The organism is Citrobacter sp. RHBSTW-00881 (assembly GCF_013728515.1).
Taxonomy (GTDB): Bacteria; Pseudomonadota; Gammaproteobacteria; order Enterobacterales; family Enterobacteriaceae; genus Citrobacter; species Citrobacter braakii.
Genome location: NZ_CP056269.1, coordinates 1,964,227 through 1,976,606 on the forward strand (window position 1 = coordinate 1,964,227; position 12,380 = coordinate 1,976,606).

At 49.2% G+C, this 12,380-nt stretch carries 9 protein-coding genes and 1 pseudogene; 6 read left to right on the top strand and 4 right to left on the bottom strand.

Going from position 1 to position 12,380, the window contains the following annotated elements:
* Positions 1 to 4 precede the first annotated feature (4 nt).
* The gene (cobT, locus tag HV311_RS09240; RefSeq protein WP_016156857.1) at positions 5 to 1,069 is read left to right on the top strand and encodes a nicotinate-nucleotide--dimethylbenzimidazole phosphoribosyltransferase; all 1,065 of its coding nucleotides are present in this window, start codon (positions 5 to 7) and stop codon (positions 1,067 to 1,069) included.
* A 125-nt stretch (positions 1,070 to 1,194) separates the two neighbouring features.
* Positions 1,195 to 2,124 (top strand): L,D-transpeptidase, encoded by a 930-nt coding sequence (gene ldtA / locus HV311_RS09245; RefSeq protein ID WP_016153509.1) that lies wholly within the window; start codon positions 1,195 to 1,197, stop codon positions 2,122 to 2,124.
* 23 nt (positions 2,125 to 2,147) lie between these two features.
* On the opposite strand, the gene HV311_RS09250 is transcribed toward ldtA, so the two are convergent.
* From HV311_RS09250 to HV311_RS09260, 3 genes are read right to left on the bottom strand one after another with little or no spacing between them, the layout of a single operon-like run.
* Positions 2,148 to 2,831, bottom strand: a complete 684-nt coding sequence (locus HV311_RS09250) for an ABC transporter ATP-binding protein (protein ID WP_141875378.1) — start codon at positions 2,829 to 2,831, stop codon at positions 2,148 to 2,150.
* Between the two features lie 10 nt (positions 2,832 to 2,841).
* Positions 2,842 to 4,530, bottom strand: a complete 1,689-nt coding sequence (locus HV311_RS09255) for an ABC transporter permease (RefSeq protein ID WP_191221007.1) — start codon at positions 4,528 to 4,530, stop codon at positions 2,842 to 2,844.
* Positions 4,514 to 5,551 (bottom strand): extracellular solute-binding protein, encoded by a 1,038-nt coding sequence (locus HV311_RS09260; RefSeq protein ID WP_047499042.1) that lies wholly within the window; start codon positions 5,549 to 5,551, stop codon positions 4,514 to 4,516. Before HV311_RS09260 ends, HV311_RS09255 begins: the two co-directional genes overlap by 17 nt.
* Positions 5,552 to 6,520: 969 nt before the next feature.
* On the opposite strand from HV311_RS09260, the gene HV311_RS09265 reads away from it, so the two are divergent.
* Positions 6,521 to 7,618, top strand: a complete 1,098-nt coding sequence (locus HV311_RS09265) for a hypothetical protein (protein WP_097734766.1) — start codon at positions 6,521 to 6,523, stop codon at positions 7,616 to 7,618.
* A 397-nt stretch (positions 7,619 to 8,015) separates the two neighbouring features.
* On the opposite strand, the gene HV311_RS09270 is transcribed toward HV311_RS09265, so the two are convergent.
* A complete protein-coding gene (locus HV311_RS09270) occupies positions 8,016 to 10,628 on the bottom strand; it encodes an AAA family ATPase (protein WP_326928885.1) in 2,613 nt (870 codons plus the stop codon).
* Between the two features lie 65 nt (positions 10,629 to 10,693).
* Here HV311_RS09270 and HV311_RS27965 point away from each other — a divergent pair, with 65 nt between their 5' ends.
* The 3 genes and pseudogenes from HV311_RS27965 to HV311_RS09280 all read left to right on the top strand — a co-directional run bounded on the left by HV311_RS27965 (position 10,694) and on the right by HV311_RS09280 (position 12,329).
* Positions 10,694 to 10,819: a hypothetical protein gene (locus tag HV311_RS27965; RefSeq protein WP_263448772.1), complete on the top strand. Its 126-nt coding sequence runs from the start codon at positions 10,694 to 10,696 to the stop codon at positions 10,817 to 10,819.
* Between the two features lie 47 nt (positions 10,820 to 10,866).
* Positions 10,867 to 11,004 (top strand): annotated as a pseudogene (locus tag HV311_RS27970) (IS30 family transposase); the annotation flags it as partial.
* Positions 11,005 to 11,390: 386 nt separating this feature from the next.
* Positions 11,391 to 12,329: a hypothetical protein gene (locus HV311_RS09280; protein ID WP_097734720.1), complete on the top strand. Its 939-nt coding sequence runs from the start codon at positions 11,391 to 11,393 to the stop codon at positions 12,327 to 12,329.
* The last annotated feature ends 51 nt before the right edge of the window (positions 12,330 to 12,380 follow it).

A 12,380-nucleotide genomic window follows, 5' to 3' on the forward strand; every position in this document is an offset into this window, starting at 1 on the left:
CCTTATGCAGACTTTAACCTCTTTACTCCACGCAATCCCTTCACCTGATAGTGCTGCGATGCTGCGTGCACAGCAGCATGTCGATGGCTTGCTTAAACCGCCAGGAAGTCTTGGTCGGCTCGAGTCGCTCGCCGTGCAACTGGCCGGAATGCCGGGTCTGAAGGGCGTACCGCATGTGAATGGCAAAGCGATGCTGGTGATGTGCGCCGATCACGGTGTATGGGATGAAGGGGTTGCCGTTTCGCCTAAAATCGTCACGGCTATTCAGGCTGCTAATATGACGCGTGGGACGACAGGCGTTTGTGTGCTGGCCGCTCAGGCGGGGGCAAAGGTACATGTGATTGATGTCGGCATCGATGCTGAGCTTATCCCTGGCGTGGTGAATATGCGTGTGGCGCGCGGCTGCGGCAATATTGCACAAGGCCCGGCAATGAGTCGTTCGCAGGCCGAGGAGCTGCTGCTGGAGGTTATCCGCTATACCCATGAGCTGGCCAAAGATGGCGTAACGCTGTTTGGCGTCGGTGAACTTGGTATGGCAAATACGACACCAGCGGCGGCAATCGTCAGCGTGCTGACCGGCAGCGATGCCGAGGATGTGGTGGGTATCGGCGCTAACCTGCCGCTTTCAAGAGTAGGCAATAAAGTCGATGTTGTGCGGCGAGCAATTGCCGTCAATCAACCGGATCGTAATGACGGTATCGATGTGCTGGCTAAGGTAGGCGGGTTTGATCTGGTCGGCATGGCGGGTGTGATGTTGGGGGCGGCCTCCTGCGGCCTGCCGGTCGTGCTGGACGGTTTTCTCTCTTATTCCGCTGCGCTGGCGGCCTGCCAGATTGCGCCGCAGATTAAACCTTACCTGATCCCGTCACATTTCTCCGCCGAGAAGGGGGCTCGCACCGCGCTGGCGCATCTTGAACTGGAGCCGTATCTCAATATGGGGATGCGTTTGGGCGAAGGCAGCGGGGCCGCGCTGGCAATGCCGATTGTTGAAGCCGCCTGTGCAATGTACAACAACATGGGGCAGCTTGCCGCCAGTAACATTGTGCTTCCGGATGGTAAGGAAGCATAGTTACGTGAGTTCCTGACCCCGCCTTATGGCGGGTTTTTTTATGCAGATTTTAGTCGTAACCCACTAAAACAGATAATAAAAGCTATAATTAACGGATATCTGCTGCGGCGAAGGAAAGGAAAAAGATGCGTCGTGTAAAACTGCTTTGTTCACTCATTATGCTGCTCGTGAGTCAGAGCGCGCAGGCGGTGAGTTATCCGCTCCCGCCTGAAGGCAGTCGCCTGGTGGGTAGCCCTTTGACCATTACGGTACCTTCAGGAAACACTCAGCCGTTGGAAGCTTTTGCCGCGCAGTACGGACAGGGGTTGAGCAATATGCTGGAGGCCAATCCCGGCGTGGATGTTTTTCTGCCTAAGTCTGGCTCGACGCTGGTTGTGCCACAGCAACTGATATTACCGGATACTGTACGCGAGGGGATCGTAATCAACGTCGCAGAAATGCGCCTTTACTATTATCCCGCTGGCAGCAATACGGTTGAGGTTTTACCCATTGGCATTGGCCAGGCGGGCAGAGAAACGCCGCGTAACTGGGTGACGGCGGTAGAACGTAAGCAGGAAGCACCAAGCTGGACGCCTACGCCGAATACCCGGCGCGAATACGCAGCGCGTGGGGAAAGCCTGCCGGCGTTTGTTCCTGCCGGGCCAGATAACCCGATGGGACTGTATGCGATTTATATCGGCAGGCTTTATGCCATTCATGGCACAAATGCGAATTTCGGTATTGGTTTGCGGGTAAGTCAGGGGTGTATCCGTTTACGTAATGACGACATTAAATATCTGTTTGATACCGTACCGGTAGGGACGCGTGTGCAACTGATAGACCGACCGGTGAAATACAGCGTAGAGCCGGACGGTAGTCGCTGGGTGGAAGTGCATGAACCACTGTCACGAAACCGGTCGGAATACGAGTCTGACAGAAAAGTTCCCTTGCCAGTCACCCCCGCGCTGCGCACCTTCATCAGCGGGAATGACGTGGATATGAGTCGCGGAAATCAGGCACTGGAAAGACGCTCCGGCATGCCGGTGAATATCAGTCTGATTCAGACCCATTACTAATATTCAAGGCGACCCTGTGACCTTTAGTCTGGGTGGGTCGCTTTTTTAATTTGATATTGTCCCTTTTTTACCACGCCAATATGGTCCGCCATTAGCTGCGCCTCGTGTTCGCTGTGTGTAACCAGCAGTGCCGTTTGCCCGGCGGCACGCAAAATATCCCGCACCTCGTTGCCAAGACGCTCACGCGTGCGCTTATCAAGGCTGGAGAAAGGCTCATCGAGCAGCAGGATTTCCGGATGCGGCGCCAGCGCGCGCGCAAGAGCGATACGCTGCTGTTGACCGCCGGACAGTTCATGCGGATAACGGTCGGCATGACTGTGCAACTCCACCATTTTTAACAGCTCCGCCACCCGGACCTGCTGCTGCTCACGCGGCATACGTCGTAACCCAAAGGCCACGTTTTGTTGCGCCGTCAGGTGAGGGAATAACGCATATTCCTGAAAGACCATGCCGACATGCCGTTTTTCCGGCGGCAGATGAACACCGGAACCGGCAACGCGGCGCTGCGACACATAGATCTCTCCGCTTCGCAGCCGTTCAAATCCGGCAACTGCGCGTAACACTGTGGTTTTTCCGCAACCTGAAGCGCCCAGTAAACAAGCGATCTCTCCTTTACGTACCGACATTGAAAACCCGCTCAGCACCGATTGCTGGCTGTTGCCGTAGGCAACGTGCACATCTTGGAGTCGTAATGCAATTTCTGACATTGTTACTCTCTTAACCACGGCGAGTCATCTGGTGACGCACCAACAAAATAACCGGTAGCGTGCCAGCTAAAACAATCATTAGCGCGGCGATAGCACCTTCTTCATAGGTTCCACGGGCGGCTTCTGCATACAGCAACGTTGCCAGCGTTTCGAAGTTTACCGGGCGCAACAGCAACGTTGTTGGCAGTTCTTTCATGGCATCGGCAAAAACCAGCAGGGCGCTACTCACTAACGCCGGGCGCAGCAATGGGAAATGAACCCGTGCAAATGTGCTCGCACCATTCTCACCCAACAGACGAGAAGCCTGCTCCAGCGAAGGCGGAATGCGGCCCAGGCCGGAATCCAGTGCGCCGATAGCAATCGCCTGGAAACGCATGGCACAACAAATTACCAGCAGGATCCCCGCAGACATCAGCGGCAGGCCGCGAACATCCAGTAAATCTGCCAGCCAGCGGTCGACTGCCATGGCGGGGGTTAAAAAACCAATCGCCAGAATTGTACCGGGAACCGCGTAGCCTAAAGAAGCCAGACGCATTACACCACGGCGAAATCCTGGCATCGCGTTGTCTGCGGCGCTATGCCGCGCGCTCCAGGCCACCAACATACTGACGCAAACCACCACCAACGTGGTTCCCGCGGCCAGTGATAGCGTATTTTGTAATGCAGACAGTAACGAGGAGGATATAGGGCTCTCGTCACCTATACGTTTGGCGCTTTCCCAGATTAAAAACAGCACCGGGGCCAGAAAGCCCAGCACAACTGGCAGCGAAATAACGACACCGAGTAGCCAGCCACGCCAGCCTTGCACGCGGGTGGGTTGAATTTCCCGCAGGCTACGGCTGCTGAATCCCTGTTTTCTGCGGCCATAAAATTCCAGCGTCAGAATAAAGAATATAAACATCAGCATCATGCAGGCGATTTGCGCTGCGGCAGATAAATCAGAGCGAGAGATCCATGTGGTGTATACGGTAACGGTTAACGTTTGTACCCCGAGAAATTCCGACGCGCCAATATCGTTAAGCGTCTCCAGCAGCGCCAGACTGATCCCGACGGCCAGTGCCGGGCGTGCCATGGGGAGTGCAACACGAAAAAAGGTCCCGGTTGCGCTGCATCCCAGCGTACGTGCAGCTTCCAACAGATGGGCCGGCTGGCTGATAAACATGGCGCGGGTTGTCAGGTACACGTAAGGATAAAGTACTAATCCGAGCAAGATTATTGCGCCGGAAAGGGAACGTAAATCGGGCAGGCGGAACTGTCGCGGGCTGTCAAAGCCCAGTATGAAACGGATAAAGGTTTGCAGGGGGCCGATCGGATGCAGCAGATCGAGCCATGCGAAGGCAACGATGTAGGTCGGCATTGCCAGCGGCAACAGCAGCGCCCAACTGAGAATTTTTCGCCCAGGGAAATCCCATGCCGTTACCGCCCATGCGCTGCCTACGCCAATAACGCCAACCATTATCGCGACACCCGCTAGCAACAGCACGGTGTTTTTTAGCGCTGAAGGCAGTACAAATGTCATAAGATTATCCCAGTGGGATAAATCAGCCTGGGTGGCCTGCCAGATCAGCGCAACGATGGGGGTCAGGACGCCAAGCGCGACGCACAACGCGCCAAGATGCAACGGCGTTAATAATGACTGCGGCCCGGAAACCAGGCCGCGTAACGTCGGAAACTGCAGCGGTTTATTGATCGAATCCAACTTTATCTACCAGCAAACTAGCTTGTTTACGATACTTCACGATCTCGGTGAGCGGTGTTTTATCGACGTCGATTTCACCGATTGTGGCGCTAATGACCGGGTCAAGCGTTACGCCTTTCAGTACCGGATATTCGAAGTTCGCTTTCGCATACTGCTGCTGGGCAGGCGCGGAAACCAGATATTCCATCAGCTTAACGGCATCGGCTTTATTTGGCGCATAGCGGGCAACGGCAGCGCCGCTGATGTTGACGTGCGTACCGCCATTTTCAAAGGTTGGTTTAACGACTTTAATGGCATCGCCCCACTGACGAGCATCGCTGCCTTCTTTGGCGTTTTTCATATGGCCGACATAATAGGAGTTTGCCAGGCCGATATCACAAATTCCACCGAGGATATCGCGGGCAACATCGCGATCGCCGCCGGTGGCTTTACGCGCCAGGTTAGCCTTCACGCCGCGCAGCCATTCTTCGGTTTTGGCTTCACCATGATGGGCAATCATCGCGGCGATCAGCGCCGTGTTGTAGGGGTGCTGACCGGAACGAATACAAACTTTACCTTTGTATTCTGGGCTGGCGAGCTGTTCGTAATGCCAGTTATCGATTGGCAGCGACTTCTCGGCATACAGTACGCGGGCGCGCATTGAAAGCGCAAACCACTGATTATCCGCACCGCGCAGATTCGCCGGAATGGCGGCTTTCAGCGCTTCTGACTCTACCGGCTGGGTGACGCCGGCTTCAACCAAATCGATGAGATTTCCGGCATCGACGGTCATCAGCAGGTCGGCAGGGGAGTTTTTGCCTTCAGCCTTAACACGCTCAAGCATACCGTCTTTGATATAGACCGTACTTACTTTGATACCGCTGGTTTTAGTCCAGCTATCAAGTAAAGGCTGGATCAGGCCCGGTTCACGGGTGGTGTAAAGCGTTAACGTTTCCTGAGCGAAAGCCGGCAGGCTGACAGAGAAGAGGAGGGCAGAGGCAAGCGTGATACGGCGCAATCCGGTGCGAGTCAGAGCATTCATCGTTTTTATCCCAGAGTAATTGGAACATACAGTGAACCGAGTCGGGGCTCGTTCTTTTGGCTCGCGTACAATAAATGATAATCACTAGCACTTACAATAATTGCAAAGTTTAAACGATTTACATTTACACAACTTTAATCAACGATGTGATGCGGCATGGAATGGGGAGTTATGGCAGACTGAGCGCTTATAGAGGCAGCTTTTACACAGACGTGAAAAGCAAAAAGCCCGCTTAAGTTTCCTTAAGCGGGCTTCTTAAATTTGGCTCCTCTGACTGGGATCGCCTTTGCCAACAAGTGGCTAATAAGTAAGCTAAACCTGAATCCCCTTTCTGTCAAGACCACCAGAATGACCACCAAAAGTTGTTGGTTACATAAATCTGGTTTGAGCGAACCTCGATATGTTTAAGATCATGTCTATAAGGGCATTGTTGATCCTGTCCCGATAGTGGAACTATACCAAGGAAATACTTGGCAGTCTGGTCTGTGCCAGACACGGACATTCCACACCTGGATTTATGTGACTAAATTCGGTATGGCACTACAGGGCGGTAGTAATTTAGCCAGGGCGGCTGATTTACGTTCTGGTGAAATATGCTTCACTGTTTGTTCCCATCTTGTCATTCGTGTTTTCGATAGGGGTGACAACTACCGTAACAGAGGGGGGCTCGCCAAACCATGAGTGCTGTAATTATATCCAGTTTTTATCTGGAAGCCTCTATTGTTGGTTAGATGGATTAACCTGTATTTGTCGCTTAAGCAAATTTAAGCTGTACCTATAAGTTATTGTAAGTTGTGTAAAAATAATGTAATGTTCCATACATTAAACTTACAAAGGTGGAATAGCCAGTATTTAAGTATAGCTCTTCCGCCGAATAAGCGTTGACTGGTGCAGGTTAGACGGAAATTAGTTTTAGGTTGAGCTCTAGAATCTAAGTGAAATTTATATTAATGACAGAAGGGGAATTTGGTGAAGAGCAATTATTCAGCTATTTATTACCCTAATAGCTATATTCAAGATCAAAGGTCATTAATGACATATCTTTTTATTTATGATGAGATACATTTTGTTACTTTTGCTCCGGACTCAAGAAACCCTACGGATTATTTTAAAAATTTACCTGACTGTACGGAAATATCATCAATTACCAAGAATGGTGAGAGAAAATTTTTAGTCACACGTGATGAAGTGAAATCTAATTTAAGTGGGAGTCTGGATGATAAAACAATTCAAGTAATTGAATTTTATCAGTTTATACAGCGATACAAAGGCTTTATTGGAGACTCAATTCATTTTCACCCAAATATGCTAGCAAGTCTTTTCTCCACGCTTACAGATAAAATAACTGGTGAAGGTCTTCCTATTTCTGATTTGATGAAATTATTTCTTAGGCAGGATCCTGCAATTGTAGCATTTGATAAGTTTCAAAAGGAATTTCCTGAGGTAAAAACTGAAACATTGTGGGCTACTGTTCCCACAGCAATGAACCTTGCAAAAGAAAAAGAATTAATACTAGTAAGTGATAACTCAGAGATATCTGTCCCACTATTATCTAACAAGGTAAGAAGTGTCAAGTTCTTAACAAGTATTTTGGCTGAAGAATGCGTGAAGATTGCTATACCTGATTGTAGCTCAGCTAACCCTGAAGAAATTTTTGAGATTAGAGAAAAGTTAAAAGATACGTTAGTTCCATTTAGAATGTCATTGCAAAAGCTATCAGGTGATTTACGAAAGTCCTTAGAAGAAGATATGGCAATAGAGGACATTAAAGGGGAAGCTAAGTTTATTGTCGAAAGTCAAATACAACCGGCAGTGTTTGAGTTACAACGAAGTATAGAAAAAAGTAACTCAAAATTACTAAATAATGTTTTTGGTAGGATTTTAAGTTGGCTCCCTTACGTTGCGAAGGCTTATACTATGCCTACCCCTGACAATTTATTAGCAGTTGCAAAAAAAATGGGTGCTGATTCGAAGTCAGTTTTTGATGCTATAGATGATCTTTCGTATACTAAAGCCCAAGGTCTATCCTTTTTATTACAAGTAGAGAAAGCGACAACGAAAAAGTAAGCGAGCTAACTGCTTAGTTAACAAGCGTTTGATGCTGTGTAAGTATCTCGCTGAAACGGCCTATTCACTTTTGGAGATCTTCTAACATACTGGCTATATCCCTGTGAGGAGATCGCCATGCACACAGCCTCATTTACTGAACACCAGATCATTTGACCTGCTCCCCGTTGATTATCACACGCCAATGTTAGTCCTGCATCACGGTGGTCATGACAAATGCGAACTTCCGCTCCTCGGTCATTTCGACCCTTGAGGGCCGTTAGCAACTCCGCTCCGTACCAGAAATGGACCTATCGTGGTTTCAAAAGCCCCCTCATGAAGTGGCCAACTTTTATTGACCACTTCATATAGCTATACCTCTGCAGAACAACATCACACGAGGGATTTAGTATTAATCTTAACCCACGGCCTGATCGAGCGCCTCGATTGCACCTATCATGGCTTCTACAGTTGCCCTGTCAAATTCTGCCCTGTCGTTTTCATCATGCGTACCTTTATTAAGGTATCGCCATTCACGTGATTCTCCGCTAAAGCCGGTCAAAACATCGATGGGAGAAAACACGGTATTTTTATTTGGGTCATTAAAATCGACTCGACCAATTTGTTTTTTCAATTGATCTGAGAGATTACGTAACTCAATAGGTGCAGTTGCTGACCTAAGTTTAAGACTGAGGTTACCGTCACCGTACTTGTTTACATAACGCCAGACCTTCCCCTTCATCAAAGATTCAAGTGACTGCCTGCATTTAGTCAACGCTTCCCTGATTTCATTACGTCCATAATGGCTGCGCGCCGAAAGAATATAGTTCCTAGGAGCACAGTTAAAATCCACGCGGATATGCAATTCGTCCAGACGCGGTAAGAAGCTGAAAGTTCTGGACTGTGCAGCCACTGGCGCTGGCAATAAATTCTGTATGTCTTTGAAGAACTCTTCTCCGTGGCAGGCTAGGATGATTTGCTTATCTGCAAAGAAGGCGTCTTCAAACAGCGTTCTTCGAATAGATTCTCTGTGATCGTCATCGATAGCATTGACCGGATCATCAAATATCAACAGTGGGCATTGCTCACTGATGTTTTTTGCCAACAAAATAGCCAACCCTAGGCAGCGTACATGTCCCTCACTGAGCACATGCAGGGCATCAAAATATTGCGCTGGATTGTTCTGGAATGCCACCTCCATTCGCTGATTCTGCATCAGAGGGAGTTTGATACCAGCGAGCTTTTCTCCTGGTGGGTCATTACGGTTGAATGCGTTGTACAGAGTAACAATGCCGTCTCCGAGATTCGCAACCAATTGCTGAGGCAAACCCTCTTTATAGGCGTTCAATTGCAATACGAACCGGGAATAGGCTACTGATATTTCACTGTTTTTTCTCACGACGGATTCTTCAAGTGCAACCTCCTCAATAAGCTGCCTGTTTTCCTTATCAAAGTTACCAATCAACAACTGAGCTGCCGCGATGGCCTTTTCTGTCGCACTTCTTCTTGTCTGTAATATTGTTATCTGACGTTCTGACTCACGCAGTCTCACAAGATCACGCTGCCGGGATTCTCGCAATTTAGTAGTTACTTCTGTTTTTTTATCTTCTTCTTCCAACTGCATCACCTGTTTCTCCAGAAGAGACCAGGGAGTAATACCATCGTCTGCTGGTTGATGCAGATCACGCCACAAAGCGATGCCATTGTCTTCCCGGAATCTTTCGAGAACATTTTCATGAGGAAGAAACTGGCAACAGATGCCGACAACTTGCGAGACGTGGTACATCTGCTGGCCGATTGATTGTTCCAACTGAGCTATTTCACCCTGTAAAGCTGACAAAAACTCAAGCTTCAGCAATTCCTCACTAGCATGTCTGTAGGGGTTTTTTGTGACTTGCTGGAGTGGGGTATGGCATGCAGGACACTGTTCTGGGCTGGTGCTCTGTAACTGGACGACTGCTTCGAATAAACTTTTAAACGAAACCTGCAGACTCGCTTCTGCCAGTTGCTTCTGTTTGCCATACAGATCCGCCAATACAGTTTCAACAGAGCCACTTAAGTCCTTCAACATCGCACAGGTCAGGTGACTCTTGTTCGGAAGAGGTGTCTGTAACTCTGTCTCAAGCTGCTGGATGGCTCCGATATTTTGCTCATCCCCTTTTAATTCAATCATCATCTGATGAAAAGAAAGGCCCTCGCGGTAACCAGAAGCCAGCGTCTGTTCCTCAGAAGTCAGTTCTTCAAGATCCGCCTTACCCGCTTCCAGTTGTTGGATGGCCCCATCGAGTGTGCGGCGTTTTTCTGCCAGTTGAGCGGCTTTCACGCCTGTAAGATCGATGTATCTGGCATCAATCTCCGCAGTAAAATTTCGGACAAAATCATTGAATGCATCCAGCCCGAATAACGTTGAGATTAGTTCGGTCTGCCTTGCCGGGGCCAGCGCCGCAATTCTTGAAAAATTGTCTATACGGTTTTTTTCAACAAAGCAAAAGCGGTGCTGTACTTCGTTATCCTCAATCTCCACATCCTGCCCTTGAGCTCCAACACCAGTAATCACAGGCGGAGAAAACTGATTGGCGTATGCGTTCCTAAAATAGTCGGTTTGATTACGAAAGCGTTTACTTTCAGCCTCAGCAACGCTGCCCAGTAATGTATATTCAAGTGCTTCGCAGAAACTGGACTTCCCAGTACCATTGGGCCCATAAATCAGTACCAGACGCGAATCCAGATCAAATTCCTCCTGTCTAGCAAATCCTCTGAACGGTCCAACGGACAGCCTTCTTAGCCGACTGAACGTGGAGGCGCGTTCGGAGTTCTGTTCAGGCAGTGGCTGGACTTCCAAACTGAGGGTATCCCAACCGGTCTGCGCCAGCTCAACGATACGCCTAATCCGCTGACCCTGGGCGGTACCTAAAGGGATAATACTATCCATATTATCCCACACTAGGTTCGCCATTTTTCTGACATCGCCGGGTACATCTGCTGTGTTTAAAGTTTGGAAAAAGCGCAAAAACTCGTTGCTGAGCATCATGAATCCTTTTTGACTTGTCGTTTTCTCTCGTTGTAAGGCAATGATAGAAAATACACTTTCAGATTATGTATTCACGTGATCTGCAAATCAAATATCTTCAGTTCCGCTCTCGTGTTGAACTGATCCCGGATGAATACGGTATGAATCGCCACGATGTCGATAGTCATGCCAACGTCCGCTGCTCGCTGTGAGTTTAGCGGGTCGATGCAACGCTATCTTAATCAAGGGGGACGTTGCCATGAACCGAAGAACTCGGATTAACTACACGCCAGAACAGAAAGCGATTATCTGGGACAGATATAAGCAAGGTGATTCCTTGCATGATATCGCCAGAATGTTCGACAGATACCATTCTTCCATCTCGGCCAGATCCCACACAATGCATCTTAGCGTCAGATTAAAGCGAGGCGGAAACTCACTTCCGCACCCATCTCGTAGATAGTCGTTTTGGCTACAATGCCAATCTCAATCTGCCTCAGCTCTTGGCGACGGATTGTGTTAAGAAATAGCAGAACGCCGTTTTTGATTAATTGAGACAGGTCGTTAAGGACACTCGATCCGGAGATTTGTTTTGTGCGCGAGCTACAGTGCTGCTGTCGCGTCCAGTTTACTAATAAGTTATTCTGCATTTCAAACTCCGTGGGCATTTGGCGAAGCAAGGTTTGCCACTAATATTTGGTGCTTTTCATTGGGTAACGGCGGAAATTCACAGGGACGTAGTAAGGTTTACCGAAGACTAATAGCAGCAGAAAAGGAGCGAGTATGGCGACGATAACCGTTTCTCCGGTTCATTTTGAGGACTACAGTGGTATCCAGTTCGAGCGCCTTGTTTTTGCATATCACCTGCGTGCGGGTTGGCATGATCTGATTTGGCACGGCCAATCAGGAGGTGATCAAGGGCGGGATATCTCGGGTATTGAACCATTTGATGACCAGCCAGCACGTAAGACCATCATCCAATGCGCGAACCGAGACACGTTGACACTGGCAAAAGCCAAGAGCGATATGAGTAAGTCGATTAAAGCAACTGGCAGTGTCCCAGACGTCTTTAAGTTCGTCTCTCGTGGTGCGGTCTCGGATGCTGGCAGAACGCGCATCGAGCAAGCAGCAGCTTCCCTGGGCGTCAGGCATGTAACGATATGGTCGGGCGTAGAGTTCGAAGAAAACTTGCGTCTTCGTGCTGAATATCTGCTGCACCGTTTTGTCCAGGGCGTCGAGTTTCCTGATGTTGAAGCTGATATTCAAAAATTCACGGATGATTTTCCCGAGCTTTCCGACGCCGATGTTCTGCAACTGATGGCTGCCGTATTTGACCGGCCAGCATTTCGCACACCGTTTCAACAAGAAAGTTCTCTCCCTGCTTTTCAGAAGGCAATCGAAGATACCATTGGCGCACTAAATACAGGTTTGTGGAGAACGCGTGAGGGCGTCGAGATCAGGCGCATTCCTTCGATCCACCATCTCAAAAATCAACGCATCCAGACAGTGATGGGAAAAGTGGTTCGTCAGGTCGACCAACTGCGGCGCATCTTCGTAACTCGGCTTAAGGAAGGGGAAATCAGACCTTGTGGATGTGGTCAGCCCGATTGCCCCACGTATATGCTCACGCAACGCGTGGCTGACGAACTAGACGACGTGAGACGGAGAATCCTCACGACGTTTCAATCTGTGTATACTACTTTCGGTGTAAGCCTCAGTTAGGCAATGAAAAAAAGAACCTAAAGTGCACTCACTGTTACCAGAAGAACAATA

Excerpts from the sequence above, each read along its gene's own strand:
- HV311_RS09260 (WP_047499042.1), bottom strand. The coding sequence starts at position 5,551 with ATGAATGCTCTGACTCGCACCGGATTGCGCCGTATCACGCTTGCCTCT.
- cobT (WP_016156857.1), top strand. The coding sequence starts at position 5 with ATGCAGACTTTAACCTCTTTACTCCACGCAATCCCTTCACCTGATAGT.
- HV311_RS09250 (WP_141875378.1), bottom strand. The coding sequence starts at position 2,831 with ATGTCAGAAATTGCATTACGACTCCAAGATGTGCACGTTGCCTACGGC.
- HV311_RS09270 (WP_326928885.1), bottom strand. The coding sequence starts at position 10,628 with ATGATGCTCAGCAACGAGTTTTTGCGCTTTTTCCAAACTTTAAACACA.
- HV311_RS27965 (WP_263448772.1), top strand. The coding sequence starts at position 10,694 with ATGTATTCACGTGATCTGCAAATCAAATATCTTCAGTTCCGCTCTCGT.
- ldtA (WP_016153509.1), top strand. The coding sequence starts at position 1,195 with ATGCGTCGTGTAAAACTGCTTTGTTCACTCATTATGCTGCTCGTGAGT.
- HV311_RS09280 (WP_097734720.1), top strand. The coding sequence starts at position 11,391 with ATGGCGACGATAACCGTTTCTCCGGTTCATTTTGAGGACTACAGTGGT.